Below are 25,539 nucleotides of genomic sequence, written 5' to 3' on the forward strand. Positions count from 1 at the left end.
CCCTTACCGGATGCGTTCGATGATCGTCGCTGTGGACTGTGCACCACCGGCACACATCGTCACCAACGCGGTGGACTTGTCGGAACGTTCGAGCTCGTGCAACGCCGAGGTGATCAACCGAGCTCCGGTCGAACCGACTGCGTGTCCCAGCGCAATAGCGCCGCCGTTCACGTTGACCTTGGACATATCTGCGCCGTGAACCTGGGCCCAGGACAACACCACCGAAGCGAAGGCCTCGTTGATTTCGACCAGATCGATGTCGGCAAGCGACATCTTGGCGCGTTCGAGTACTAGCGCGGTGGACTCGATCGGACCATCGAGGTGATAGTAAGGATCCGAGCCGATCATTGCCGAGGCGAGAATCCGTGCACGCGGACGGACTCCGAGCTCGTGTGCCCGTGCCTCGCTCATCAGCAGCACTGCGGCCGCGCCGTCACTGATCTGTGAAGAATTGCCGGCGGTATGAATCTGATTCGGCATCACGGGCGCAAGTCCGGCGAGGGCGGCCGCGCTCGTCTCACGCAGTCCCCCGTCGCGTTCCACACGCACGCTCTCGCCGGTGGGGGCGCCATCTTCGCCCAGGACTGGAACGTCGACCGGGACGATTTCGCGGTCGAAGACCCCATCTGCCCACGCGCGGCCGGCCCGCTGCTGCGAGAGCAGGCCCAACGCGTCGGCGTCTTGCCTCGTGATTCCGCGAAGATCGGCGATGCGTTGCGCCGAGGTGAACTGGTCACCCATGTCGATGGTCCAGTCCGGCGGATACGGGTTTCCAGTTTCGGGAGTAGCGGCTTGACCGAGGAAGACCCGGCTCATCACCTCGACACCGCATCCGATGCCGGCGTCGATCTGGCCGGATGCGATAAGGCCGGCGATCACGTGTACGGCCTGTTGGGATGACCCGCAGGCACAATCGATGGTCGTCGACGCGGTGCCGTAGGGCAGTCCGGCATGCAGCCATGCCTGCCGAGTCACGTTGTTCGACTGTTCGCCCGCTTGGGTGACGCAACCGCCGACGACCTGACCCACGCTTGCTGCCGGGACGGAAGATCGGTCGAGAACTGCGCGCTGCGCCACGCCGAGGAGCGTGGCGGGGTGCACGCCCGACAGGGCCCCTCGTCGGCGTCCGATAGGTGTTCTGGCCGCCTCGACGATCACCGGGGTGTTCTGAGCAAGCATGTCGACTCCTCGAGACATTACCGCCGCGCGAGGCGACGTCGAATTTTCTGAAATGTATTCTATTTTTACGGTACTGCACTGAATTCGAGCACTACGCGTCCACTGTTCAGCGGGGCGACAGGTCGACGAGAAGCAGATCGCATCCTCGGCGAATGTCGTGCTCCGCGTCGAGGAACGACACGCGTCCGTTCAGGCAGGACTGAATGACCCCGAACCACAGTTGCACGACCAATCTAAGGGCCGTCAGATCCGATTCGGTGGGCATTTCGATTCCGGCCGCCTCGAGCAGGAGCTGACGGAACGCCAGATCGACCTTCGCCGCATCGGGTACGGCCGCGACGTTGGAAGCCGTCGTGGACTGAATCATGGCCGTCGACAGCAGCGGCCGGCGCAGCAACCCACGCGTGGCGCGCACCAGTACGTCGTACACCGCGTCACTGGGCCGCGCTGCGGCGGATGCCCCTTTGGTGAGACCCGAACCCATCCGGTCGATCTGATCGACCATCACGGCAACGAAGAGATGAGTCTTCGACGGGAAGTACCGGTACAGCGTCCCGATGGCAACCCCCGCAGACTTGGCTACGTCGTGCATCTGGACGCGTGCTAGTTCCTTCTCGGCCCCGAGTGCTGCCGCCGCCTGGATTATGCGGACGTGCCGAGCGTGCTGCTCGACCGAACTCGGCTCTGCGGCGTCGCGAACTTCGGCAATTCTCGGCACTCTCGTTCATCCCCCCAAGACTTCGCACGCTGGGCCTACGCAACGGTAGGTTTGCTCGATTTTGACATCTCGCTTCGGATTCTTCGACATTTGCCCGCTCAGTGAGACCCACGGCACGCAACCTATGAAATTACTGTTGCGTAGACAACCGCATCTTCGTGTACTTCGACCCGCCCGCATGTCGAAGTACACGCATCATCACCGCGGGCACTTCGAAACGGAGAACACCACCATGCACGAGTCGATCGAGTGCGATGTCCTGGTCATCGGTTCGGGCGGCGGCGCTCTGACCGGCGCGTACTGTGCCGCAGAAGCGGGCCAGGACACGCTGGTCCTCGAAAAGACACCACTACTCGGTGGCACGTCCGCGTACTCCGGCGGAGCCGTATGGCTACCCGGCACCGCCGTGCAAGAACGCGCGAACATCGGAGATTCGACGGCGAAGGCCCGGGAATACCTTCGAGCTGTCGTCGGTGATTACGAGGTCGAACGGCAAGAGGCATTCGTCTCGACGGCACCCGCCGTCGTCGATCTACTCGAGAAGAACCCGAACATCGAATTCGAATGGCGTCCGTTCCCGGACTACTTCCGCGCGCCCGGCCGAATGGATTCCGGACGGGCGATCAATGCCCTCGACATCGAGCCCTCCGCCGTCGGCGATCTGCTCGAGCGCGTCCGACCCGAACTCGATGCAGATCGTGAAGGAGCGCCGCACCCCGAAGGCAAGCTCGGCGGTGGACGTTCACTGATCTCTCGCCTGTTGTTGGCTCTGGAAAGCACGGGTAACTCTCGGGTGCTGACCGAGACGGCGTTGACGGAGCTGATCGTCGAGAACGACGCAGTAGTCGGCGCACTGGCTACCGGACCCGATGGGAAGACACTGCGCATCCTCGCGCGTCGCGGCATCCTGCTCGCTGCAGGCGGTATCGAAAAGGATCAGCCACTGCGAGATGCGGAGTCGATGCCGGGTCTCGCACGGTGGAGCATGGCAGCGCAAGGCTCGAATACCGGCGATGCAATTCAGGCTGCGGTCCGAATCGGCGCAGACACCACATTGGCCGGGGAAGCGTGGTACTGCCCCGGCGTCGCCTTGCCGGATGGGTCAGCGGCATTCATGGTCGGTGTCCGCGGTGGACTGCTCGTCGACGACGCCGGCAAGCGCTACCTCAACGAGTCGCTTCCGTACGACCAGTTCGGTCGCGCGATGATCGAGCACGGCAGCGAGCGGTCATACCTCGTATTCGAGGCAGCCGACAGCGGACCGGTGATTCCGACCATTTCGATTCCGTCGGTGGCCGCGGACGCTCATCTCGAAGCCGGTACGTGGGTCATGGCCGACACGATCGAAGAACTGGCAACACTGCTCGAGGTTGCACCCGAGGTTCTCCGGAACACCGTCGAGCAGTTCAACGAATACGCGAGCACCGGTATCGACGAGCAGTTCCATCGCGGCGAGGATCCCTACGACATGTTCTTCTGCCGGCCCGTTCCCGAACAGCCGAATGCGGCTTTGACGCCGCTGAAGAAGGGTCCGTACGTCGCCGCTCGAATTGTCTTGAGCGACCTGGGAACCAAGAGCGGCGTGCGCACCGACGTCGACGCTCGGGTGCTGCGTGAGAACGACACACCGATCGCGGGTCTCTACGCTGCCGGCAACACCAGCGCCTCCCTCAGTGGCGCGAAGTACCCAGGCCCAGGCGTGCCGCTCGGCACCGCAATGGTTTTCGCCTACCGAGCAGTTCGCGCCATGCTGGCCTGATCAGACCAAGTTGTCCTCTACCGGGAGGCCGAACGCGCCTTGGCCGAACAACGCCAAAGCACGTTCGGCCTCGTTGGCCACGTGGACACTTCCGGCATGGACATCGCGCCACGCCCGTTCGATCACATTCCCGCGGTACAACGAGTGGCCCCCTGCCGACTTGAACAACAGGTCCATCGCCTCCACCGCACGCTCGGTCGCTCGCACTTGATCACGTCGCGCACGCAGACGCATCGACATCGGTAGTTCTTCGCCTTCGAGTGCCAATTCCCACAGTTCGCGAACGTTGCGCTCCAACTGCAGAATCGCTGCATCGATCTCCGACGATGCGCGGGCAATGGCGACCTGGGCGAACTGATCATGTACGAACTGCCCGCCACCGAGGCTCAGACGCACCCGCTCACGCATGTTGGCGAGATAGCGTTCGTAGCATCCCGCAACGATTCCGACTCCGGGCGACGCAACCGCAGTGGTGAAGATCGTGGCGAACGGAAGTCGGTACAGCGGTCCCCGGTTCACTTTCTGGCCCGGACCGCGAAGCTGCGCAGTTTCGTAGTTGCTCTTGGTCCGGTACTCGGGGACGAAGCAATCGACGATGCCGATCTCGTTGCTGGCGGTGCCGCGCATTCCCATCACGTCCCACACGTCCCGGATGCGGTAGTCGGAGCGCGGAACCAGGACGGTGAGGAAGTCCAAGGGGCGCCCCCCCTCGCCTATCACGATTGCACCCAGCAGCGCCCACGACGCGTGGTCACACCCGGAGGAGAAGAGCCATTCCCCACTGAGGCGGTACCCGCCCTCGACTGGGTGCAGCCGCCCGACCGGTGCGTACGCGGAAGAAACGAGCGTGCCGTTGTCGGGTTCCCACACATCGCTCTGCGCTCGATCGTCGAAGAGAGCGAGATGCCAAGGGTGAACTCCCAGGACGGAAGTCAACCACCCGGTGGATCCACAGGCACCCGAGATCATCCGAACCGCTTCGAAGAATGTCGCCGGATCGGACTCGGTACCGCCGTACCGTTTCGGTTGAAGCAGCCTGAAGACCCCAGTCTTACCCAGCTCGTGAATCATCTGATCCGACACACGTCCGGTTTCATCGACCTTGACTGCTGCCTCGGCGATCGTCGGCAGTAGATCGCGGACAGCACCCAGGACGTCGGTAGTCATACTCGAACGATAATCCGGTTCCGCTGCCATCGAGCGGACGGGTCGCTGATCGAGAGCACGAATTGTTTCCGAAAAGTCCGAGTCCCGTCCAGTGAGAACTCTCCGACTTCGGTGTCGGAGGTCACCTAGCGTCGTCTACAAACACGGCAACGACCAGATCGCCGTTTGACTTCTCCACAAGACAGGACGGGATCACTGTGACCATCCAGCAGAACACGAGCGAAGAAGTACGAGAGATCGAAGCCGGCGCCGCGCCCACGCGCTTCGCCCGCGGTTGGCACTGCATCGGTTTGTCGGCCGACTTCAAGGACGGCAAGCCCCACTCCATCGAGGCCTTCGGGACCAAGCTTGTCGTCTTCGCCGACAGCTCGGGCACGCTCGCCGTCCTCGACGGATACTGCCGCCACATGGGTGGCGACCTCACTCAGGGAACGATCAAGGGTGACGAGGTCGCCTGCCCGTTCCACGATTGGCGTTGGGGAAGCAACGGAAAATGCAAGAGCATTCCTTACGCGCGTCGCGTGCCCCCGCTGGCACGTACACGTTCGTGGCATGTCCTCGACCAGGACGGCATGTTCTTCGTGTGGAACGATCCCGAGGGCAATGCCCCGCCCGCTGAGGTGACCATTCCCCGCATCGAAGGCGCACTCGACGATGGTTGGTCCGACTGGGTCTGGTATCGCACCGAGGTGGACACGAACTGCCGTGAGGTCGTCGACAACATCGTCGACATGGCGCACTTCTTCTACGTGCATTACTCCTTCCCCACCTACTTCAAGAATGTCTTCGAAGGGCACGTCGCCAGCCAGTACATGAACGGACAGTCACGCGAGGACATGCGTCCGAACACGGAAGGCCAGCCCAAGTCGCTCGGCAACAGTTCGGATGCAACCTATTTCGGACCTTCCTTCATGGTCGATGACCTGACGTACAAGTTCGATACCCACGACGTCAATTCGGTCCTGATCAATTGCCACTACCCGGTCAGCGCAAACAAGTTCGTTCTGCAGTACGGAATGATCGTGCAGAAGTCCGCCGAACTCCAAGGTGATGCCGCCGAGGAAACGGCGAGGAACTTCGGAACCTTCATCGCCAAGGGTTTCGAACAGGACATCGAGATCTGGAAGAACAAGTCACGCATCGAGAACCCGCTGCTCTGCGAGGAAGACGGTCCGGTCTACCAGCTTCGCCGGTGGTACGAGCAGTTCTACGTCGACGTAGCCGACGTCACTCCTCAGATGACGGAACGATTCGAGTTCGAGCTGGACACCACACGTCCTGTCGAGTCGTGGAAGAAGGAAGTCGAAGCCAACGTCGCTCGGAAATTGGAGGAGCAGAATGCAACCGCTTCGGTGCAGTGAGTGCAGTGCGCAGGTGCTCGTTGCGAAGAACAGTTGGGAGCACACATCGATCCAGTGGGACGCGGCAGCTCGCACTCTTTGCCGTGAAATCGACAATGACGCTCCCGATGACGGCCGGCTCGGTGCACCCAGCCGTGGCTGTCACGCACTGAGCGCAAGCATCGTCGATGCTGCCAACCGCGGCGACATCGTCGTCACCGACAGCGATCCTGTTCCGACGCCGATCGTCGTCGACTGACATTCTTCAGAAAGGCTCTTCCATGATCGATATCGAGCAGTACGGTCCCTGGGCGGTGATCGCCGGCGGTTCCGAAGGCGTCGGATCGGAATTTGCCGACCAGTTGAGCAAGGCCGGTTTCAACCTCGTTCTCATCGCTCGCAAGCCCGGCCCGCTCGAGGAGACCGCATCTCGCGTGCGTGCGAACGGCGTCGAGGTTCGGACGCTGGCACTCGATCTGCTCTCCGCCGATGCAGTCGAGAGTATCCGCACAGCGACAGAGGACCTCGAAGTAGGGTTGCTGATCTTCAACGCAGGCGCGAACAGCTACGGGCATGAGTTCGTCACCGGCGACCTGTCTGGTTTCCAACAAGTGATCGACCTCAACATCACCGCGCAACTGCACTTGTCGCATTACTTCGGTGCTGCGATGCGCGAGCGCGGCCGCGGCGGCATCATCTTGGTGGGTTCGATGGCCGGCTATTTGGGGTCCGAACATCAGAGCGTGTACGCGGCCTCGAAGGCTTTCGGTCGTATCTTCGCCGAAGGCCTGTGGCTCGAGCTGGCGCCCTTCGGAGTGCACGTCGTCGACCTGGTCCTCGGCGTGACACGGACCCCAGCCATGGCGCGCGCGGGGTTGAACTTCGATATTCCCGGGATGCGTGTCTCCGAGCCCGTCGATGTTGCCCGCGAAGGACTCGAGCACATCGCCGACGGACCTATCTGGGTCGCCGGTGGACACTACGAGACCGCCAAGAGCCGCAGCGGGTTCCCGCGCGGAGAGATCGTCGAAAAAGCTGCCGCAGGTATGAGGAAGCTACTCAACCGAGGCTGAATTCTTTTCGGCAAGTATTTACCGAAAAGAAAAGCGCTGCGCATTCATCTGAATGCGCAGCGCTCTTCTTTGCACTGTGGTCAGCGAGCGGAGATCACGCGAACGCTGCCAGCGTCTCGGACCCGGACCAGTCATGTCCCCAATAGCTGTCGGCGGTGATTTCCTCCGAGGAGTAGTGCTTCTCGTCGACGAGCTTGCCCTCGGTGCCGAATTCGAGATCCCATCCGCCTGGTGCGCGGACGTAGAACGAGACCATCTTGTCGTTGGTGTGGCGACCGAGCGTGGAGGAGATGGAGAATCCCAGCTTCGCTACCCGATCGAGAGCCTGACCCACCGCGTCGAGAGTGTCGACCTCGGTCATCAGATGCACCATGCCTGGATCCTGGCTGTGCGGGGCCGGGCACAATGCCAGGCTGTGATGACGCTCGTTGACACCCATGAACCGCACTCTGCGTGCAGGTCCGGCCCCGGGGGGACCGACGCGGATGGCACCACGTGGCAGGAATCCCAACACGTCGGTATAGAACGCGTATGTCTCGTCGATTGCCGGAGTCGGCAGAACGACATGGCCGAGTCCCTGCGGACCGGTCACGAACCGTCCACCGTGCGGGGTTACCACCGGGCTGTGATCGAGAACCGCTCCGAAGAACACCTCGACACGGGTGCCGGACGGGTCGTCGAATGCGATCACTTGCTCGGCATCGCGGTAGAGCGATTCTTCCTCGGACAGGACCTCGACAGCTCGTCCCGACTTCTCCACCGCTTCACGTACGCGCTGAAGAGCGAACTGATCACGGACCTCCCAGCCCACGGCCAGAGCCTTGTCGGTGTCACCGGGCAACACGATGAGCCTGGATCGACGCTCGTCGACGCGCAGGTAGAGGCCATCGGCCTCCGGCCCCGATCCGACGGCCATTCCCAACCCGTCGACAACGAGTTCGCGCCAGCGGGGTACATCCTGCGTCTGAATTCTGAGATAGCCCAGACCGCGTATTTCCGTCATCGTAAGTACCTTTCGTCGAGGAGGCTTGTCAGATCATCGAGCGGTGGATGCCTTGCGGCTCACCGCCGAGCTGTGTCAAAGCCGAGGAATGGAAAATGGAACCGGGAACGTGAACAGCATGCGAAAGGCCCGCATGCGCGTCACGCCAGAACCGCTGCATCGGGAATTTCACATGGAGAGCGCCACCACCCGAACGGGCGAAAATTTCATCCACTGCCCGTACTGCTCGCCATGCTGCAGCAGTCTGAGTCCGACGGCCGATAGCTCGCATCTCGAAGGTGACCTCTTGCTTCTTCTCGGTCATATCCCAGAAGCGATCGACGGTCTCGAGTACCGCGGCACGGGAGGCCGCAATCTCCGCAGCTGCCTCGCCGATAGCGAACAACACATACGGATCTTCTTTGATGGCTGTTCCCGACACTGTTACCCGATCTCGCTGCGCGTCGAGATGACATCCAAGAGCGCCTTCGGCGATACCGATCAGTGAGGAAGTGATTCCGAGTGGGAAGATGCACGAGAAGGGGAAGTTGTACAGAGTCTGCTCTCGGCCGAACTCTTTGGCCGCCATGCCGCTCATCACTTTGTCCGCACGCAGAGTCCGGTAATCCGGAATGAACGCATTCTTGACGATGAGGTCCTTGGATCCGGTTCCGCGCAGACCGACCACGTTCCAGCTGTCCGGGTCGATCTCGTAATCCGAGCGTGGAAGCAACACGTGCAGCATCGTCGGGGGCATCGTGCGGTTACCTTCGGCGTCACCCACTGCGGCACCGATCATGATCCAACCGCAATGGTCGGTGCCCGAAGAAAACGACCACCGCCCATTGAGGATGTAGCCGCCGTCGGTAGGTGTAGCTATGCCCATCGGTGCGTACGGCGAGGCCATCCACATATCGTTGTCTTCGCCCCACACCTCGTCCTGGGCCTTGCGGTCGAAGAATGCCAGCTCCCACGGATGGACCCCGACGATCCCGGTAACCCAGCCTGCGGCACCGTCCATAGCACCGATACCCATCGCGGTCTCTGCGAATTCGCGGGGGTGAGACTCGTATCCGCCATACTCTTTCGGCGCCAGCATGCGCATGACCCCGGCGTCCCGAAGGCGCTTCGCCGAGACATCGGACAAGCGCATCAGCTTGTCTCCCTCGACGCCCTCTGCGCGAATCTCGTCGGCGAATTGTTCGATTCTGTCAAGAACCTGACCCATGATGATCTCGGCTTTCTACTTCGTTGCCCGGCCGGATGGGCGCAGGCTGTCGTCTTCTCCGTTGTACTGCATTTTTTCCACTTCGGACGAAACGGTCCCCCGCAGCGGATCAAGCACGCTTGGTGCGACCGTTCGAATCTGCTCGATCGACGGACGAAACCGTGCCCTGTGTATCGGCGGCATGCTGGGCCGCGATGTAACCGAAGACCATCGCCGGTCCGATCGTCGCCCCCGCTCCCGCATACTCGTTCCCCATCACCGATGCGGATGTATTACCGGTCGCGTAGAGGCCCTCGATTGTGGAACCGTCGGTGCGAAGAACCCTGGCATGAGCGTCGGTGCTGAGCCCGCCCTTCGTTCCAAGATCACCGGGCTCGCAACGAACTGCGTAGAAAGGACCGCGATCGATCTCGTCGAGACACGGGTTCTTCATGGTGGGATCGCCGTAATAGCGGTCGTAGGCGCTGTCACCCCGACCGAATTCCTCGTCCTTGCCCGACCGCGCGTACCCGTTGAATCGAGTGATGGTGGCGGCGAGCGCGTCGGCAGGAACGTCGATCTTCGCGGCAAGTTCCGCGAGAGTGTCGGCCTTGTGGACGACCCCCGAGTCGTAGAAACCCTGAGGAAAAGGCATTCCCGGCAAAACCTGTGCAAACGGGTAACGCGAACGCGCTTTGGTGTCCATCACGAACCAAGCCGGAACGTGACCACCTTCGAGCTGGTCGTGAACGAAGTTCACGTAGGGGGAGGATTCGTTGGTGAACCGCTGTCCCCTGCTGTCGACGATCACCGACGGCGGGATGCAGCGCTCGGAGACCAACGGGATGACCGCGCCCATCGGATGCAGAACGGACGGCATCCACCATGCGTCGTCCATCAATGCGACGTCGGCGCCGACGGCAAGGCCTGCAACGATTCCGTCACCGGTGTTCTCGCGAGCACCGGAACTGATGTCGGCCGTTCCGTGCTCTGGCAGGTAGCGCGAACGCATCTCCAAGTTGTGCTCGAATCCGCCGGTAGCGAGCAGGACGCCTTTTCGAGCCGCGATGCGGATCGTGTCGTCACCGCGCTGGGCCACGACTCCACGTACCACTCCGCTGTCGTCGACGATGAGCTCGGTCATCGAGGTCTGCAGCCATACCGGGACACCGGAGTCTTTGAGGACCATCCGCAGTCGCGCCACCAGAGCGCGTCCACCGGTCGCCATGTGGCGTCGACGAACGACGTTCGACGCCACCCTCCACGCCGCAACCATGGACGCTCGACGACCCCTCCACGTACGCTTGACCATCGCGAGGTCGTGGTAATCCTTCGAGGTGACCCAGAGTCCGAGCGGGCCCTTCATGCTGTTGGGACGCTGGAACTTCTCGTCGTCGCCGAGTGCACGGGTATCGAACGGCTGGCATTCGATGGTGCGGCCCAGTGCGCTGCCACCTTCGTTTTCGGGGTGATAGTCGGAGTAGCCCTTGACCCAGTACAGCTTCATGTGCGGACTCTGGTCCAGCAGCTGCATCAACGCCGGTCCGTTGTCGACGAACGCGTCCAGACGCTCTGCCGGGACGGTGCCGACGGTGATGCTGTCGAGGTACGTACGAACCGACTCACGGGAGTCCACGACACCCTTGTTCACGAGCGTAGGAGCATTCGGGATCCAAATGCCGCCGCCGGATATTGCAGTGGAACCGCCGAATGTCACACCCTTTTCGATGACGAGTGTGTCGAGACCGCGATTGGCTGCCGCTACTGCGGCGGCCATACCTCCGCCGCCGCTTCCCACGATGAGGAAATCGACTGTTTCGTCGAACTGTTCTGAATCGATACTCATTTTTGGACGGCGTCCTCTCTCAGAAGAAAAGCAATTACTGCACTCTCGAAGGCGGCTTTCTGTTCGATCATCGCCCAATGGCCACACTTCGGGAATACATGTAGTTCGGCATTGGGTATCAGGCGCATCGGCAGCAGCGCCATGTCCATCGGACTCACGCGATCATCTCGACCCCAGGTCAGCAGGGTAGGCGCTTGCACGCGGTGCAGCTGAGCCCAGTACGGTGCCTCCGTCGACTTCGCAGCGGCTGCCGCATTCGCAGCAAACGCCGCGCTGCTGTACATCTTTCGGGCACTCGCGAGGGTCTCGGGATCGGTTGCCTGAACCCACCGTTCCTCGATGAGTTCCTCGGTGACCATGGCGGGGTCGAACACCATGGAGTGCAACCAAGAGATGAGGCGATCCCTGGTCGGGTCGTCGGTGAACTCCATCAGCAGTTTGATACCTTCACCCGGTCCGGGACTGAAAATATTTCTTCCGATGCCACCGATGGTGACCAGCTTCGAGACTCGCTCGGGGTGTTCGATGGCGAATCGAGTCGCGACTATCCCGCCCATCGAGTTGCCCAGCAAAGCAACTTTGTCGAGGCCGAGGCCGTCGAGGAATCGCGCAACTGCGTCCATGGCCGTAACCATCGGATGTCCACCGAAGTCGTCGCTGACACCGAAACCCGGAAACTCGAGCACGTAGGTATGGAAATGCTCGGCGAATATATCGATGTTGCCGCGAAAGTTTCGCCAACCCGTGACGCCGGGGCCCGATCCGTGCAGCAGCACCAGGGGTGGGCCGTCGCCGGCTTCGTAGTACCGAAGTACTCCGAGATCGGTGCGAAGCTCCTTTTTCGAGCCTTCCTGGACACTCGAGACATTGGTCATGTGAGCACACGTTGCCACCAGCAGGCCGCTGGATCGCCTTTCATCCCGGTCAGCGAGACCACCCGATCTGCGCGAGCGGCGTCACCGACCGATTCCACTGAACGAGACGACAATTTCGGGGTATGCACGGTGCTGCCTAACCTGGAGCCGGATCGCCGAATTCCTCGGCGACACAACGAAACCGAAAGGTGCGCGATGTCGATCGAGTCGATGGAGTCCGACCTCACCACCGTCAACACTGCGCCGACGCCGCACGAGATGCGCCACGCCATGAGCCACTTCGCCAGTGGCGTCACCGTGATCACCGGTCTCTCCGATGATGGGCCGATCGGGTTCTGCTGCCAGTCGTTCGCGTCGGTCTCACTCGAACCTCCACTGATTCTGTTCTGCGCCGATCACCGTGGGCGTGCCTGGCCGAGAATCCGAGACATCGGCCGTTTCACCGTCAACGTGCTGCGCGAGGACCAGGCGGACATGTGCTCTCGCTTCGGCTCCAGTCGAGGAACGAAGTTCGAGGGTCTGGACTGGACACGATCGGCTTGGGGAACTCCTGCCTTGCCTGACGTGTTGGCGCGCGTGCATTGCGAAGTGGAGACTGTCCACCGTGCCGGTGACCACGACGTTGCCATCGGACGAGTTCTCGGCCTCGAAGCCCTCGGCGAACAGCGCCCGATGGTCTTCTACCGCGGAGCCTTCGGACTCGCCGACACGGCCGGCATCTCGGGCACCTGAGCCGCGAAAACTATGCCGATTCAGCGGGCACTTCCGATGTGCAAGAGTCGAGCAAGGTTCGACGCTTGCACATCAGAGCCAGTGACCGGACTGAACCGACAACAGCTGGTCCAACGTTTCGGTCGACCAGGAGTGCTCTTGCGCGTGCGGAACGAGAGAACGTCGGCGAGAGTTTTCGAGGGCGGGAAACATGGAATTGGTGACTTCGCGGACCGCGTCGACGACGAGTGGAGCAACCCGTTCCAGTTGGACGGTTCCCGCATCGCCGGAAAGCGAGATTGCGGCCACCGGCCCTTCGACCGTTCGGACAGCAGCACCGACACACCCGATCCCGCGGACGGATTCACCCCGCTCGAATGCCAAACCGCGCCGCTGCCGAATGCGGTTGAGTTCTCGGTGCAACGTGGTGATGTCGGAGATGGTGGTGTCGGTACTACGGTCGAGGCGTTCCCCGAGCAGACGATCCACTTCCTCCGGGTCCAACCACGCAAGCATCGCTTTTCCGCTCGCTGTCGTGTGGGCGGGGACACGTCCACCGACCCTGGTCGGGATGGCGGTCGCACCGCGGCCACCGAGTTTGTCGAGGTACACGCTCATGCCACCGTCGAGGACGGTGAGATGCACGACCATTCCGGTGCGCACGTGCAAGTTGTGCAGCAGGGGTGCGGCCGCAGCCCGGACCTGACTGTGGTTGTTGTCGCCTCCACCGAGACCGATCGAACGGCGACCGAGGCAATAGCCGAAGCTGGCGTGATCGACCCAGTTCAGACGTACCAGCTGATCGAGGATTCGATACACGGTGGACCTGGGCAGCTCCGTACGACAAGCCACCTCCTCCAGCGTCAGGCGGGAAGCGCGACCATCGAACGCATCGAGGATCAACGTCATGCGTTCCACCATCGAAGGCGGTAGATCCTTTTTTTCTGCAGCACCGGGTGTTGAGGTGTCTGGACCGACCGAGTTCATCCGGTGCCTCCGCAATCGGCAGTAACCCTGCCGGTAAAATTGAAATGAATTCTTGAAATGGTAGCAGCTGCTCGCCTCGTAGAGAAGAGGGTCCGCCCTCCCGATGTCGGCATCGAGTCCGGTGAACGGGAACTACCGCCGCATCCAACGGCCATAGGTACTAAAGATGGAGGTATGCAACCTTCTCGGCCAACCTCGGAGGGTCACCGATGCACATTGGCATAACGTCCCCGATCGTCGTCCAACACCCGAGCAGTGCCGCGGAGTGGGAGGCGGGCGCAGGCATCGAAGAGCTGGTGCGCATTGCGCGCCAAGCCGACCAGCTCGGATTTCATCACCTGACCTGCAGTGAGCACGTTGCCGTACCGGTGGATATCGCCGCCGAGCGCGGTGCGACCTACTGGGACCCGCTGGCCACACTCGGGTTCCTCGCCGCGCACACCGGCCGAATCAAGCTGGCCACCCAGGTTCTGGTTCTCGGTTATCACCACCCACTCGCCATTGCCAAGCGCTACGGAACACTCGACGTCGTCAGCGGCGGCCGGCTGATACTCGGTCTCGGAGTCGGCAGTCTCCAAGAGGAGTTCGACCTACTCGGCGCCGAGTTCGAGGGCCGCGGAGCTCGCGCAGACGACGCGCTGGCGGCATTACGGGCATCGTTGTCGCAATCGAATCCGGAGTATCACGGAACCCACTACGATTTCGAAAAACTCGTGGTCGAGCCCCATGCCGTCCAGACACGAGTGCCCCTGTGGATCGGCGGCCGGACCCCCCGCTCGCTTCGACGAGCCCGAACACAAGGCGACGGCTGGGTTCCGTTCGGCTTACCACTCAGCGACCTCGAACGCATGCTTGCAAAGGGTGAGCAGCAAGCCGATTTCGAAGTGGTCTTGAGTGCAGGCGCGCCGGTGGACCCACTCGGCAACAGAGCCGCAGTCGCCGACTCGCTCGAGCGCCGACGCCAGGCCGGTGCCACCATCGTGAGCGCCGCAATCCACGCGACGGGCGCCGATCACTACTGCGATCAACTGTCCGCCCTCCGCGACATCGGCGACGAGCTGGGCGTGGAGTTCCATTCGAACCAGATCGGGGCAACACCATGATAGACACCGACCAGCTGCTGCAGAACCTCGTCGATCGAGTCGAGGCCCTCGAGGACACGCTCGCGATCACGAAGTTGCTGGCCACCTATGGCCCCGCCGTCGACAGCGGCTCGGCCGAGGCCGTTGCACGCCTATGGACCGAAGACGGGGTGTACGACGTCGACACCGGCGTTCTGAATGGCCACGCCGAGATTTCGGCCATGGTTCGCTCCCGCGCGCATCAGGGCTACATCCATGGCGGCTGCGCCCACCTGCTCGAACCCGGACACGTGCAATTGGACGGACACCAGGCCGTCGTGACGTGCAAATCGCAGTTGATCCTGAACGACGGTGACACTTACCGAGTCGCTCGGATCACCGCGAACCGGTGGGAATTGTCCAAGATCGACGGACAGTGGAAGGTGACGCGACGTACGAACCGCCTGCTCGACGGCCGCGCGGAAGCTCGCGAACTGTTGGCCAAGGGCGTTCAGGACTGACCAGGACGGTTTCGGACCGACCAGGAGATTCCGAAGCTCGAATCACGTACCGAAAGCGTGCGTATTCCCGCTATATCCGCTAGAAATAGAATCAACTCTAATTTTGAAATGGAGGCATTTCGTGAACACAGCACTCGAATTGACCGGAAGAACAGCGATCGTGACCGGCGCAGGTGCCGGACTCGGCCGTGCAGAAGCAATGGCCCTCGGGGCTGCGGGTGCCGCAGTCGTCGTCAACGACATCGGCGACAATGCGCAATCCGTCGCCGACGAAATCATCGCCGCAGGCGGACAAGCGATCGCGGTCCTCGGGGACGTCTCCGACTGGTCTTTGGGCGAACGACTTGTGCAATCGGCGAACGAGAACTTCGGTTCGATGGACATTCTGGTCAACAACGCCGGGATCATTCGCGACAAGATGATCTTCAACCTGACCGAATCGGATTGGGACGATGTCATCCGGGTGCACCTCAAAGGGCATGCTGCCACCTCCCATGCCGCCGCAGTTCATTGGCGAGCACTCTCGAAGCAGGTCGGTGGCCCGGTCTACGGTCGGGTCGTCAACACCTCTTCGGAGGCCTTCCTCTTCGGCTCCGCCGGGCAACCGAACTACTCCGCAGCCAAGGCCGGGATCGTAGCCCTCACGCTCTCGACTTCTCAGGGACTTTCGCGCTACGGCGTTCGGGCGAACGCAATCTGCCCTCGTGCGCGGACTGCAATGACCGCTCAGGCATTCGGGGAGAACACCGATCCGGAAGCGATCGAGGATCCGCTTTCCCCCGACCGGGTCGCAACTTTAGTGCACTACCTCGCCAGCGAAGCTTCGAACGAAATCACCGGACAGGTCTTCGTCGTCTATGGCAGAATGGTAGCCCTGATGGCAGCACCCAAGGTCGAGAACACGTTCCAGACCACAGGTTCGAAATTCACCATCGATGAACTGTCGGACAATCTGACACCGTACTTCTCCGGTCGCGGACAATACGAGACCTACTCCGCATACAGCGTGGCAGAACTCGAGAAGACCGCATTGGCAGCCGTCGATTCGATGGACATCCGATGAGACTTCAAGGGAAAACGGCAATCATCACGGGCGGCGCAGGCGGCATCGGCCGCGCGATCACCACCGTCTTCGCCCGTGAAGGTGCCAATGTGTTCTTCGTCGACATCGACGAAGATAAGGGAGCCGCACTCAGTGCCGAACTGGGCCCGGGCGCCGAGTTCATGTGCATCGACATCTCGCTTCCCGACTCGGCACAAACGATCTGCGACGCTGCGGTCGCCGCCTTCGGATCCGTCGATGTGTTGGTCAACAACGCTCACGCGTCACGGCAAGCATTGCTCGTCGATACGACGAGTGAGATGTTCGATCTGTCGTTCAATACCGGCTTCTACCCCACGGTGCACCTCATGCAGGCCTGCTACCCCCACCTGAAAGCGTCCTCCGGATCGGTGATCAACTTCGCCTCCGGTTCGGGCTTGGACGGAATGCCCACTCAGGCCTCCTATGCCGCAGCGAAAGAAGCAATTCGAGGGCTCAGTCGCGTTGCGGCCAACGAGTGGGCTGTGGACGGCATCAGGGTCAACGTGCTCTGCCCCTTCGCAGCAACCGAGGGTGTGCGCGCCTGGCAGGCTGCCCACCCGGAGCGCGCCGCAGCGAGTGCCGCCAAGGTCCCGCTACAGCGAATCGGAGATCCCGAAACCGATATCGCGCCGGTCGCAGTGTTCCTCGCCTCCGAAGATTCCAAGTACATGACCGGACAGACACTGATGGCCGACGGCGGAAGCAACAAACTGCGCTGACGTCGATCGACCACCGAGGTAGAAACCAACCAGGAGGAAAACGACACATGGAACGTTTCGACGGAAAAGTTGCCCTGATCACCGGTGCAGCACGAGGCCAAGGACGCTCTCACGCAATCGCTTTCGCTGAACAAGGCGCCGACGTGGTGCTGTGCGATCGTTGCGAGGACCGCGACGTCGTGCGGTATCCGCTTGCCACACAGGAGGATCTCGACGAGACGGTCCGGCTCGTGCAGGCAACTGGACGCAAGGCGATCAGTGCCACCTTCGACACCAACGACCGACAGGCGATGAACTCCCTAGTGGAGCGCGCCGAGTCCGAACTGGGCCGCATCGACATCGCTGTCGCGAATGCCGGTGTATCGGTCGCCGCGCCGGTGCAGTCGATGTCCGAGGCTCAGTGGGCAGAAACGATCGGCTCGAACCTGACCGGAGTCTTCAATACCATCGGTGCTGTCGCACCCGGAATGATCAGTCGTGGATATGGCCGCATCATCACCATCTCGTCGATGTTGGGCCGCGCCGGAAACACCAATATGGCCGCCTACGCAGCGTCGAAGTGGGGGGTCATCGGACTCAGCAAGAGTGCCGCACTGGATCTGGCACAACACGGAATCACAGTGAATACGATTGCACCCGGGAACATTTCGACTCCCATGATTCACAATGATTCCCTGTACGCGATGATGCGGCCGGACCTGGACAAGCCGACCGCAGACGACGTAGCGCCCATCTTCCAAACCCTGCATGCGCAGCCGGTGCCGTGGCTCGACGCGGAGGAGATCACCCGCGTCGTCCTGTTCTTCGCCGCAGAAGCAAGTGCACATATCAGCGGCACGGTGCTTCCGGTCGACGCCGGAAACGCCGCGCGCGTCACCGGCTGACGCACACCCGAGTCGGTGACGTCACGCAGTGAATACCGCTGTGACGTCACCGATTCCGGTAATGGATGCTAAGTAGGTCGAGCCTGCGGTCACCGAGACCATCGGGCCGAGGGCACCGGATAGAACGACTTCTCCCGCACGCAGCGGCGAACCGTAGGACAAGCTGGTGTTCGCCAACCACGCAAATGCTGCCCATGGGCTGCCGAGGCAATCGGATCCCTTGCCCGTCGAGACCTGCTCCCCATCGGCGTACAGCGTCATCTCGACCTCTTCGAGATTCGGGGCGTCAGTGCGGTCCAAGGAATCTCCGAGAACGTACAGACCAGAAGAAGCGTTGTCTGCCACTGTATCGGCCAAGCTGATGTCCCAGTCGACCACTCGGCTGTCGACGATTTCGAATGCCGCAAATACCTTGTTCACGTAATCCGGAGCAGTATCGGCATCGATGGCGACGTCGATGTCACGGGAAACAGTGAAGGCGATCTCGGCTTCGATCCGCGGCTGCAGTAGCCGGGTGAAGTCGACTGCGTCGTCCTGCGTGCAATCCATGTCGTCGAGAAGAACACCGAAATCAGGTTGATCGACACTCATCTGCTTTTGCACAGCGGGCGAAGTCAAACCGATTTTTCGTCCCACGACAGTGCGGCCGGATGCAACAAGCGCCTCGATGTTGCGTGTCTGGACCAGGTAGGCGGCGTCCACGTCCTCGCTGCCGATGAGGTCCCGGACGGGTGAACATGGGGTGGAAGTCGCAGTCGCGGTCGCAAGGCGGTCAGCAGCTTCGCTGATCGTATGAGGTTCGATCGTAGTCATGCCTGTGACGTTATGCGCAGAACTGCACAGGGCCCAGCTTCTGTCCCATCAGGCGGGACGGAACGGCTGGTGACTCAACTCCTCGATGACGAACTTGGCGAGACTGCCCAGCCGCGCGCGGTCCGGCATCCGCGTCGGGACACCGAGCACGTCGAGGGGGGCAGAGGTGACGGGGCCGACACAGATCGCCGCGACCGGGCCCTTCAGCGCCGCAAGGAACTGCTCGAGCATTCCGTTGTCCTTCGCCGTCGACAGCAGGGACGCGACTGCCGGGGCACTGGTGAAGGTAACGGCGTCCACGTCGTGATCGACGATCTTGCCCAACAAGTCCACCAGTGGGCGCTGATCCACCGGCCGGATCCAGCGGTAGACGGGAATGGGACGCACCCTCGCGCCGAGGCGGGCGAGCGATTCGCTCAGATGAATCGTAGGTTCCCATTCGGTGATGGTGCCGTGCAGTTGAACTGCGACATCGACACCGGCAATACCTTCGGCTTCGAGGTGGTCGGCCACCTCCTGCGAGGCTTCGGTGGTCGGCGACCATTCCTCACGTAGCCCGACGCCGCGGATCGCGCCCCGCGCCTTGGGGCCTCGCGCAATGATGCGCGAGGCCCTGAGTGCTTCGAGAAGCTCGTCTTCGGTGTTCCACCCCTTGGCCGCGTCGAGCCACCCACGAAAACCGACGGCCGTGCTGATCACCACCATTTCCGGTGGCTGCGCGATGATGCCCGACGTCACCTCACGCAGTTCGGAATCGTCGAGCAGTGGCAGCACGTGAATCGCGGGTACGTGCACTGTGGCCGCACCTCGACGCTCGAGCATCACCGCGAACTCTTCTGCCCGGCGCTCGGCCGTGAGGGCGATCGTCTTGCCTGCAAGCGGAAAGGCCATGGGGCCACCCTAGTGGCGAACTAGCTGCTGAACTTGTCCGGATCAGGGCCGGTACGCCCGTCGGCGGTATCGAGTGCATTGATCTGCGCAACCTCGTCGTTGGTCAACTCGAAGCCAAACACGTCGAAGTTGCTCGCGATCCGCTTCGGGGTCACCGACTTGGGGATCACCACGTTTCCGTGTTGGATGTGCCAACGAAGTACGACCTGAGCTGGGGTTACCCCGTGTGCTTCGGCGATCGGGGCGAGCGCCGGGTCGTCCAGGACGGTTCCGGAACCCAGCGGACTCCATGCCTCGGTAGCGATGCCCTTCTCGGTATGGAACGCGCGCAGTTCGGACTGCACGAAGTGCGGATGAACTTCGATCTGGTTCACCGACGGCGTCTCCCCGACCTCCTCGATCAGCTTCTCGAGCGTCGGGATGGTGAAGTTCGAGACGCCGATTGAGCCGATACGGCCGTCTGCCTTCAGCTTCTGGAAAGCCTTGAACGTCTCGATGTACTTGTTGCGATCGAGCTGCTGCCAATGGATGAGGTACAGGTCCAGGTAGTCGAGCCCGAGCCTGGCCATACTGGCGTCGAACGCCTTCAGCGTCGAGTCGTATCCCTGGTCGTCGTTCCACAGCTTGGTGGTGATGAACAGCTCGTCGCGGGAGATTCCCGACTCCGCGACAGCTTTACCGGTGCCGGTTTCGTTTTCGTACACCTTTGCGGTGTCGATGCTTCGGTAGCCGACCTCGAGGGCCTCGGCTACTGCAGCTTGGGCACCGTCGTCCGGAACCTGCCACACACCGAATCCGAGCTGCGGAATTGCATGCCCGTCGTTGAGCACGATTGTCGGGACGGTACTGGTCTCGGAAGAAAAGGTCATACGAGTGCCAACGGGTGACCGGACGAGTCTGTTCCCGAAGCTCTGGGAATGCCGGGAGTGGAGCCTGCGGAACGACCCGTTGGATACCGGGAGTGGAGCCTGCGGAACGACCCGTTGGATACCGGGAGTGGAGCCTGCGGAACGACCCGTTGGATACCGGGAGTGGAGCCTGCGGAACGACCCGTTGGATACCGGGAGTGGAGCCTGCGGAACGACCCGTTGGATACCGGGAGTGGAGCCTGCGGAACGACCCACGAGATACTTGCAGCGTGACTGCAACCTTGCGCGTGGATGATCTTGCCGCTTTCCATGGCGATCGAACGCTTTTCTCCGGCCTTTTCCTCACCGTCGCCGAGGGGGACGTCATCGGACTTGTCGGTGCCAACGGGGCCGGTAAGTCCACTTTGTTGACGCTGTTGGCAGGCGTCGGAACCGCAGATTTCGAGGGCGATATCTACACTTCTCCGCCCGATGCCACAGTCGGTTATCTCGCGCAGGAACCCGAGCGTGTTCCTGGTGAGAAGGTTGTCGAATTCCTCGGCCGCCGGACGGGCGTCAGTGTGGCCGAGGAGTCGATGAACGCTGCGGCGGAGGCACTCGGATCCGGCGATGGCGAGGATCTGTACACGCCGGCGCTGGAGCGGTGGCTCGCGCTCGGCGGTGCCGATCTGGCCGAGCGCGCCGAGAAGGTCTTGGCAGATTTGGGTCTCGACACCGGCGGAGAGGTCTTGATGACCTCGCTCTCCGGTGGGCAGGCGGCCCGAGCCGGGTTGGCAGCGATCCTGCTGGCGCGTTACGACATCCTGCTTCTCGACGAGCCGACGAACGATCTCGACCTCGCTGGGTTGGAGCAGTTGGAACGTTTCGTCGTCGACACCCGTGCGGCGATCGTCGTTGTCAGTCACGATCGTGAGTTCCTCGAGCGCACGGTCACCGGCATCGTCGAACTGGATCGGGCGCAGCACCGAATCGACGTCTACGACGGCAGCTATCAGTCGTATCTGGCCGAGCGTGAGATCGCTCGGCAGCATGCGCGCGAGAAGTACGACGAGTTCGCCGACACCAAGTCCTCGCTGGAATCTCGCGCGCAGATGCAGCGCAACTGGATGGAGTCCGGGGTTCGCAACGCTCGCCGTAAAGCGCCCGACAACGACAAGATCGCGCGTAAGACTCGTGCCGAATCGACCGAGAAGCAGGCGGCGAAGGCTCGGCAGACCCAACGCAGAATCGAGCGACTCGAGGTCGTCGAGGAACCGCGCAAGGAATGGGAACTGCGGATGGAGATCGCGAGCGCTCCGCGTAGCGGCACCGTCGTTTCGGTGCTGAGCGGTGCTGTGGTTACTCGGCCGGCGTTCACTTTCGGACCGATTACAACGCAGATCGAGTGGGGTGATCGCATTCTGATCACCGGCGAGAACGGGTCGGGTAAGACGACGTTGCTGTCGGTGTTGCTGGGCAAGCTGGTGCCGGACGAGGGCACCGCCTCACTGGGCTCGGGTGTCGCGATCGGCGAAATCGATCAGGCACGTGAGCTTTTCACCGGTGTCGCGACGGTGTCGGACTCGTTGAGTGCCGCAGTTCCCGATTGGCCCGACGCTGAAGTCCGCACTCTGTTGGCGAAATTCGGTCTCCGTGGGGACGACGCACTGAGGCCCGCGGGTTCATTGTCTCCGGGTGAACGAACCCGTGCCGCCCTGGCCTTGTTGCAGGCGCGGGGGGTCAATCTTCTGGTACTCGACGAGCCGACGAACCATCTGGACCTCCCGGCGATCGAGCAACTCGAGCGGGCGATGGAGAACTTCGAAGGAACATTGCTGCTGGTCACGCATGATCGACGGATGCTCTCCACGGTGCGTAGTACGCGACGCTGGGTGATGTCCGACGGGAAGTTGTCAGAAATGTAGGGTTGACGAATCGTTGGGTTTATACAACACTTTGATACATGAGCCCCATAAAGCGTGGGAACACGCTCCCGATTTACAACCGGGTGGGAGTCCTGCGGGCAGAACGAAAGATGAGCCGCGCGCAACTTGCCGAACTCGTCGAAGTGAACCCCCAGACTGTGGGCGCCCTCGAACGTGGTGACCACTACCCGAGTCTCGATCTCGCATTGCGAATCTGCGATGTCTTCCACCTGCCCGTGGAAGCAGTGTTCTCGCGAGAAGAACTTGGACCGCTCTCCGCAGAGTTGTATCGAAGGGAGAAGAACCCATGACCACACCCGACGCCGCGGACATCTTGACCCGCTACCAGACATTTCGAACCAGACGCTTTCTGGAGAACGATGCCAAGACGCGCAACTGGCTCCCGACGTGGCGCACCCAGCGTCGTCGACGCGTCCTCGGGGTTGCCGTCGTTGCGGTCCTCTTCACCCTGCTGGTGATCTCGATTCTTTCCCTGTTCTGGCAGTACGCCCCCATCGCCTGGCTACCGGCCACGGCGGCGTTCCTCGTCCTGTGGACGATGCTGCAAACGGTGTCCGGCCGACACAGCGACGCTCCTGTGGGCGCACTCGACGAGTGGGAAGTCCAGCAGCGCAACGAAGCTCGCTCGATCGGGCTGACGGTGACCCAGGGCCTGGTACTTGTGGCAGTCATGGCGTCGATCTTCCTCTCGACCTGGATCGAGAACGATCGTCTCGCCTACGCCGGAGCACTCTGGACGCTGACCGCATTGCTGACCGGAATCTGCTCTCCCGCTTTGATTCTCGCGTGGATAACCCCCGACCCCGATCCAGAAGACCTCTGACCGAAAGGGACCATGAGCACCCTCACGATCGACTCCATCTCCAAACGATACGGCGACACGATCGCCCTCGACGCACTGAGCTTCGACGTCCGCCCCGGCGAACTGTTCGGCTTCGTGGGCAGTAACGGTGCGGGTAAAACCACCACCATGCGCATCGCGCTCGGCGTACTGTCCGCCGACTCCGGACAGGTCTTGCTCGGCGGAAAGCCCGTGGACCTCGAAGTACGTCGCACGATCGGCTACATGCCCGAGGAACGTGGGCTCTATCCCAAGATGAAGGTCGGCCCCCAGCTGGCGTATCTAGCTGAGCTCCATGGCCTCTCGTCTTCTGCTGCCAAGGATGCGGTACAGCGCTGGACCGAGCGACTCGGAATATCCTCACGACTCGGCGATACCGTCGACGCACTGAGCCTGGGCAATCAACAACGCGTGCAGCTCGCCGCGGCCCTCGTACACGACCCCGCTGTTCTCGTTCTCGACGAACCGTTCTCCGGATTGGATCCAGTAGCCGTCGACGTCATGAGCGAGGTGTTACGCGAGAAAGCCGCTGCAGGAGTGCCCGTCATCTTCTCGAGCCATCAACTCGACTTGGTACAGCGATTGTGCGATCGGGTCGGCATCATCGCCGCCGGCTCGATGCGGGCTGTCGGAACCGTCGACGAACTCCGTGGATCCGGCGACGCACAGCTGCAGGTGCATGCGCCTGGCGCCACCGAAGGATGGGCCGACAGCATTGCCGGAGTCACCACCCTGAGTCACCGCGACGGACACTTCGTGCTCAGCCTGAAGCAGGGCGCCTCCGATCAGGACGTCCTGCATGCCGCACTGGCCACCGGCCCAGTACACGAATTCTCCGTCCACAAACCATCGCTCAGTGATCTGTTTCGAGAGGCGGTAGTGGCATGAGCGAAAAACTGACCTCGACCCGAGCTGTACGTTTGATCGCCAAGCGCGAGTTCGCGGTACAGGTGATGAAGAAGAGCTTCGTCATCAGCAACATCATCATCCTCGCCGCCATCGTCGGCGGCATCATCGCGTTCTCCATCTTCTCCGGCGGTGACGACGACCGGGACGTCATCGGCGTCGTCGGCGATCAGTCGATAGCGTCGGTACTGCAGGCCACCGGCGATGCCGTCGGCAATCCAGTCGAGGTCCGCGAACTCCCCGATGCCGCTGCCGCGCGGAGCGACGTCGAATCGGGTGACGTTGCCGTGGCACTCGTGCCCGAGAATGCAGGGGCCTACACCGCGATCACCGATTCCGAACTGACCGGGACACTGCGGGCCATCATCGAAAGCAGCGTCCAGAGCCAGGCGACCGACACCGCACTCGCAACGCAGGGCGCCGATCGCGCCGCATTGACCGCCGCCACCACGTCAGCGACCGTCACCGTCGACGCCATCGATCCGCCCGATCCCGAAGCGGGACAGCGCACCGCACTGGCACTGTCGGCAGTGTTCATCCTCTACGCGCAGATCATCGGCTTCGGTATGTACGTCGCAATGGGTGTCGTCGAAGAGAAGTCCTCGCGTGTCGTCGAATTGCTCCTGTCGACCGTGCGGCCGCTACAGCTGCTGTGGGGCAAGATAATCGGGATCGGCGCCGTCGGAATTCTTCAACTCGGCCTGTACGGAATCGCGGGAGTCGGCACCGGTCTCGCCACCGGAGTTCTGACCGTCACCGGCGCCGCGATCAGCGTGTTCGCCGGTACCCTCGGCTGGTTCATCCTCGGTTTCGCCTTCTTCGCAGTGCTCTATGCGGCGGGCGGGTCCATGGTCTCGCGACAGGAGGACGTCAACTCCACGACCATGCCACTGCTACTGCTGATCATGGCAATGTTCTTCTCCGCCTTCTATTCCGTCGGCGATCCGGAGAGCACCCTGAGCAGTGTGCTGAGTTGGATCCCACCGTTCTCCGCAGTCATGATGCCGCTACGCATCGCCGCCGGAGTCGCGCCGGTCTATCAGATTGTCGGAACCGCGCTGATCATGCTCGCGACCACCGCAGCTCTCGCCGTCGTCGCCGCGAAGATCTACCAACGGTCCATCCTGCGCATCGGCAAGACCGTCACGTGGAAAGAAGCGTTCGCTCGCTAAGCTTCTCAC

The 25,539-nt window shown here is 62.0% G+C and carries 26 protein-coding genes; 15 read left to right on the forward strand and 11 right to left on the reverse strand.

The features are described 5' to 3' along the window. Positions 1-3: 3 nt before the first annotated feature. Positions 4-1,179, reverse strand: a complete 1,176-nt coding sequence (locus E5720_RS05740; RefSeq protein WP_136169846.1) for a steroid 3-ketoacyl-CoA thiolase — start codon at positions 1,177-1,179, stop codon at positions 4-6. A gap of 106 nt (positions 1,180-1,285) precedes the next feature. Next, the gene (locus E5720_RS05745; RefSeq protein ID WP_136169847.1) at positions 1,286-1,897 is read right to left on the reverse strand and encodes a TetR family transcriptional regulator; all 612 of its coding nucleotides are present in this window, start codon (positions 1,895-1,897) and stop codon (positions 1,286-1,288) included. A 232-nt stretch (positions 1,898-2,129) separates the two neighbouring features. On the opposite strand from E5720_RS05745, the gene E5720_RS05750 reads away from it, so the two are divergent. After that, entirely contained in the window at positions 2,130-3,656 is a 1,527-nt protein-coding gene (locus E5720_RS05750) for an FAD-dependent oxidoreductase (protein ID WP_136172471.1), read from the forward strand. Here the strand turns inward: E5720_RS05750 and hsaA are convergent, their stop codons facing one another. Next, positions 3,657-4,823: a 3-hydroxy-9,10-secoandrosta-1,3,5(10)-triene-9,17-dione monooxygenase oxygenase subunit gene (gene hsaA / locus E5720_RS05755; protein ID WP_136169848.1), complete on the reverse strand. Its 1,167-nt coding sequence runs from the start codon at positions 4,821-4,823 to the stop codon at positions 3,657-3,659. A gap of 197 nt (positions 4,824-5,020) precedes the next feature. Between hsaA and E5720_RS05760 the strand changes: the two genes are divergently transcribed. From E5720_RS05760 to E5720_RS05770, 3 genes are read left to right on the forward strand one after another with little or no spacing between them, the layout of a single operon-like run. Then, complete coding sequence (locus E5720_RS05760; protein WP_136169849.1) at positions 5,021-6,184, forward strand: Rieske 2Fe-2S domain-containing protein; 1,164 nt, start codon at positions 5,021-5,023, stop codon at positions 6,182-6,184. Next, positions 6,162-6,422, forward strand: a complete 261-nt coding sequence (locus E5720_RS05765) for a hypothetical protein (RefSeq protein WP_136169850.1) — start codon at positions 6,162-6,164, stop codon at positions 6,420-6,422. Before E5720_RS05760 ends, E5720_RS05765 begins: the two co-directional genes overlap by 23 nt. A 22-nt stretch (positions 6,423-6,444) precedes the next feature. Further along, complete coding sequence (locus tag E5720_RS05770) at positions 6,445-7,236, forward strand: SDR family NAD(P)-dependent oxidoreductase (protein ID WP_136169851.1); 792 nt, start codon at positions 6,445-6,447, stop codon at positions 7,234-7,236. Between the two features lie 94 nt (positions 7,237-7,330). Here the strand turns inward: E5720_RS05770 and bphC are convergent, their stop codons facing one another. The 4 genes from bphC to E5720_RS05790 form a co-directional block, all read right to left on the reverse strand. After that, positions 7,331-8,239 (reverse strand): biphenyl-2,3-diol 1,2-dioxygenase, encoded by a 909-nt coding sequence (gene bphC, locus E5720_RS05775; RefSeq protein ID WP_136169852.1) that lies wholly within the window; start codon positions 8,237-8,239, stop codon positions 7,331-7,333. A gap of 28 nt (positions 8,240-8,267) precedes the next feature. Then, positions 8,268-9,446, reverse strand: coding sequence for an acyl-CoA dehydrogenase family protein (locus E5720_RS05780; protein ID WP_136169853.1), 1,179 nt, complete (start codon positions 9,444-9,446; stop codon positions 8,268-8,270). A 109-nt stretch (positions 9,447-9,555) separates the two neighbouring features. Continuing rightward, on the reverse strand, positions 9,556-11,271 hold the full coding sequence (locus E5720_RS05785; protein WP_136169854.1) for an FAD-binding protein: 1,716 nt from the start codon (positions 11,269-11,271) through the stop codon (positions 9,556-9,558). Then, positions 11,268-12,146 carry an alpha/beta fold hydrolase gene (locus E5720_RS05790; RefSeq protein ID WP_136169855.1) on the reverse strand — a complete coding sequence of 293 codons (879 nt, stop codon included), beginning with the start codon at positions 12,144-12,146 and terminating at the stop codon, positions 11,268-11,270. Before E5720_RS05790 ends, E5720_RS05785 begins: the two co-directional genes overlap by 4 nt. A 195-nt stretch (positions 12,147-12,341) precedes the next feature. Here E5720_RS05790 and E5720_RS05795 point away from each other — a divergent pair, with 195 nt between their 5' ends. Then, complete coding sequence (locus tag E5720_RS05795; RefSeq protein WP_210729962.1) at positions 12,342-12,878, forward strand: flavin reductase family protein; 537 nt, start codon at positions 12,342-12,344, stop codon at positions 12,876-12,878. Between the two features lie 72 nt (positions 12,879-12,950). On the opposite strand, the gene E5720_RS05800 is transcribed toward E5720_RS05795, so the two are convergent. Then, the gene (locus tag E5720_RS05800; protein ID WP_247596180.1) at positions 12,951-13,844 is read right to left on the reverse strand and encodes an IclR family transcriptional regulator; all 894 of its coding nucleotides are present in this window, start codon (positions 13,842-13,844) and stop codon (positions 12,951-12,953) included. A 209-nt stretch (positions 13,845-14,053) separates the two neighbouring features. On the opposite strand from E5720_RS05800, the gene E5720_RS05805 reads away from it, so the two are divergent. The 5 genes from E5720_RS05805 to E5720_RS05825 all read left to right on the forward strand — a co-directional run bounded on the left by E5720_RS05805 (position 14,054) and on the right by E5720_RS05825 (position 18,113). Next, a complete protein-coding gene (locus E5720_RS05805; protein WP_136169857.1) occupies positions 14,054-14,947 on the forward strand; it encodes a TIGR03619 family F420-dependent LLM class oxidoreductase in 894 nt (297 codons plus the stop codon). Beyond that, on the forward strand, positions 14,944-15,426 hold the full coding sequence (locus tag E5720_RS05810) for a nuclear transport factor 2 family protein (RefSeq protein ID WP_136169858.1): 483 nt from the start codon (positions 14,944-14,946) through the stop codon (positions 15,424-15,426). Before E5720_RS05805 ends, E5720_RS05810 begins: the two co-directional genes overlap by 4 nt. A 121-nt stretch (positions 15,427-15,547) precedes the next feature. Further along, positions 15,548-16,489 carry a 3-oxoacyl-ACP reductase gene (locus E5720_RS05815; RefSeq protein ID WP_136169859.1) on the forward strand — a complete coding sequence of 314 codons (942 nt, stop codon included), beginning with the start codon at positions 15,548-15,550 and terminating at the stop codon, positions 16,487-16,489. Next, positions 16,486-17,229, forward strand: a complete 744-nt coding sequence (locus E5720_RS05820; RefSeq protein WP_136169860.1) for an SDR family oxidoreductase — start codon at positions 16,486-16,488, stop codon at positions 17,227-17,229. The genes E5720_RS05815 and E5720_RS05820 overlap by 4 nt, the downstream gene beginning before the upstream one ends. Positions 17,230-17,276: 47 nt before the next feature. Then, positions 17,277-18,113: a mycofactocin-coupled SDR family oxidoreductase gene (locus E5720_RS05825; RefSeq protein WP_136169861.1), complete on the forward strand. Its 837-nt coding sequence runs from the start codon at positions 17,277-17,279 to the stop codon at positions 18,111-18,113. Positions 18,114-18,134: 21 nt separating this feature from the next. Here the strand turns inward: E5720_RS05825 and E5720_RS05830 are convergent, their stop codons facing one another. From E5720_RS05830 to E5720_RS05840, 3 genes are read right to left on the reverse strand one after another with little or no spacing between them, the layout of a single operon-like run. Next, positions 18,135-18,926, reverse strand: coding sequence for a fumarylacetoacetate hydrolase family protein (locus E5720_RS05830; RefSeq protein WP_136169862.1), 792 nt, complete (start codon positions 18,924-18,926; stop codon positions 18,135-18,137). Positions 18,927-18,974: 48 nt separating this feature from the next. Then, on the reverse strand, positions 18,975-19,817 hold the full coding sequence (locus E5720_RS05835; protein WP_136169863.1) for a uroporphyrinogen-III synthase: 843 nt from the start codon (positions 19,815-19,817) through the stop codon (positions 18,975-18,977). Positions 19,818-19,837: 20 nt separating this feature from the next. Then, positions 19,838-20,686 carry an aldo/keto reductase gene (locus E5720_RS05840; protein WP_136169864.1) on the reverse strand — a complete coding sequence of 283 codons (849 nt, stop codon included), beginning with the start codon at positions 20,684-20,686 and terminating at the stop codon, positions 19,838-19,840. Between the two features lie 269 nt (positions 20,687-20,955). Here E5720_RS05840 and E5720_RS05845 point away from each other — a divergent pair, with 269 nt between their 5' ends. The 5 genes from E5720_RS05845 to E5720_RS05865 are packed head-to-tail and all read left to right on the forward strand — an operon-like array spanning position 20,956 to position 25,530. Beyond that, positions 20,956-22,590, forward strand: coding sequence for an ABC-F family ATP-binding cassette domain-containing protein (locus tag E5720_RS05845; RefSeq protein WP_136169865.1), 1,635 nt, complete (start codon positions 20,956-20,958; stop codon positions 22,588-22,590). 38 nt (positions 22,591-22,628) lie between these two features. Beyond that, positions 22,629-22,901, forward strand: coding sequence for a helix-turn-helix transcriptional regulator (locus E5720_RS05850; RefSeq protein ID WP_136169866.1), 273 nt, complete (start codon positions 22,629-22,631; stop codon positions 22,899-22,901). Beyond that, entirely contained in the window at positions 22,898-23,434 is a 537-nt protein-coding gene (locus E5720_RS05855) for a hypothetical protein (protein ID WP_136169867.1), read from the forward strand. Before E5720_RS05850 ends, E5720_RS05855 begins: the two co-directional genes overlap by 4 nt. Positions 23,435-23,446: 12 nt before the next feature. Continuing rightward, a complete protein-coding gene (locus E5720_RS05860) occupies positions 23,447-24,340 on the forward strand; it encodes an ATP-binding cassette domain-containing protein (protein WP_136169868.1) in 894 nt (297 codons plus the stop codon). Continuing rightward, positions 24,337-25,530 carry an ABC transporter permease gene (locus E5720_RS05865; protein WP_136169869.1) on the forward strand — a complete coding sequence of 398 codons (1,194 nt, stop codon included), beginning with the start codon at positions 24,337-24,339 and terminating at the stop codon, positions 25,528-25,530. Before E5720_RS05860 ends, E5720_RS05865 begins: the two co-directional genes overlap by 4 nt. Positions 25,531-25,539 lie beyond the last annotated feature (9 nt).

Source organism: Rhodococcus sp. PAMC28707 (assembly GCF_004795915.1).
Classification (GTDB): Bacteria; Actinomycetota; Actinomycetes; order Mycobacteriales; family Mycobacteriaceae; genus Rhodococcoides.

Coding starts and splice junctions, on each gene's coding strand:
- E5720_RS05835 (WP_136169863.1), bottom strand. CDS start 19,817: ATGGCCTTTCCGCTTGCAGGCAAGACGATCGCCCTCACGGCCGAGCGC.
- E5720_RS05810 (WP_136169858.1), top strand. CDS start 14,944: ATGATAGACACCGACCAGCTGCTGCAGAACCTCGTCGATCGAGTCGAG.
- E5720_RS05750 (WP_136172471.1), top strand. CDS start 2,130: ATGCACGAGTCGATCGAGTGCGATGTCCTGGTCATCGGTTCGGGCGGC.
- E5720_RS05830 (WP_136169862.1), bottom strand. CDS start 18,926: ATGACTACGATCGAACCTCATACGATCAGCGAAGCTGCTGACCGCCTT.
- E5720_RS05860 (WP_136169868.1), top strand. CDS start 23,447: ATGAGCACCCTCACGATCGACTCCATCTCCAAACGATACGGCGACACG.
- E5720_RS05790 (WP_136169855.1), bottom strand. CDS start 12,146: ATGACCAATGTCTCGAGTGTCCAGGAAGGCTCGAAAAAGGAGCTTCGC.
- E5720_RS05855 (WP_136169867.1), top strand. CDS start 22,898: ATGACCACACCCGACGCCGCGGACATCTTGACCCGCTACCAGACATTT.
- E5720_RS05865 (WP_136169869.1), top strand. CDS start 24,337: ATGAGCGAAAAACTGACCTCGACCCGAGCTGTACGTTTGATCGCCAAG.
- E5720_RS05795 (WP_210729962.1), top strand. CDS start 12,342: ATGTCGATCGAGTCGATGGAGTCCGACCTCACCACCGTCAACACTGCG.
- E5720_RS05765 (WP_136169850.1), top strand. CDS start 6,162: ATGCAACCGCTTCGGTGCAGTGAGTGCAGTGCGCAGGTGCTCGTTGCG.
- E5720_RS05825 (WP_136169861.1), top strand. CDS start 17,277: ATGGAACGTTTCGACGGAAAAGTTGCCCTGATCACCGGTGCAGCACGA.
- E5720_RS05850 (WP_136169866.1), top strand. CDS start 22,629: ATGAGCCCCATAAAGCGTGGGAACACGCTCCCGATTTACAACCGGGTG.
- E5720_RS05805 (WP_136169857.1), top strand. CDS start 14,054: ATGCACATTGGCATAACGTCCCCGATCGTCGTCCAACACCCGAGCAGT.
- E5720_RS05840 (WP_136169864.1), bottom strand. CDS start 20,686: ATGACCTTTTCTTCCGAGACCAGTACCGTCCCGACAATCGTGCTCAAC.
- E5720_RS05770 (WP_136169851.1), top strand. CDS start 6,445: ATGATCGATATCGAGCAGTACGGTCCCTGGGCGGTGATCGCCGGCGGT.
- E5720_RS05785 (WP_136169854.1), bottom strand. CDS start 11,271: ATGAGTATCGATTCAGAACAGTTCGACGAAACAGTCGATTTCCTCATC.
- E5720_RS05740 (WP_136169846.1), bottom strand. CDS start 1,179: ATGCTTGCTCAGAACACCCCGGTGATCGTCGAGGCGGCCAGAACACCT.
- E5720_RS05820 (WP_136169860.1), top strand. CDS start 16,486: ATGAGACTTCAAGGGAAAACGGCAATCATCACGGGCGGCGCAGGCGGC.
- E5720_RS05780 (WP_136169853.1), bottom strand. CDS start 9,446: ATGGGTCAGGTTCTTGACAGAATCGAACAATTCGCCGACGAGATTCGC.
- hsaA (WP_136169848.1), bottom strand. CDS start 4,823: ATGACTACCGACGTCCTGGGTGCTGTCCGCGATCTACTGCCGACGATC.
- E5720_RS05800 (WP_247596180.1), bottom strand. CDS start 13,844: ATGAACTCGGTCGGTCCAGACACCTCAACACCCGGTGCTGCAGAAAAA.
- bphC (WP_136169852.1), bottom strand. CDS start 8,239: ATGACGGAAATACGCGGTCTGGGCTATCTCAGAATTCAGACGCAGGAT.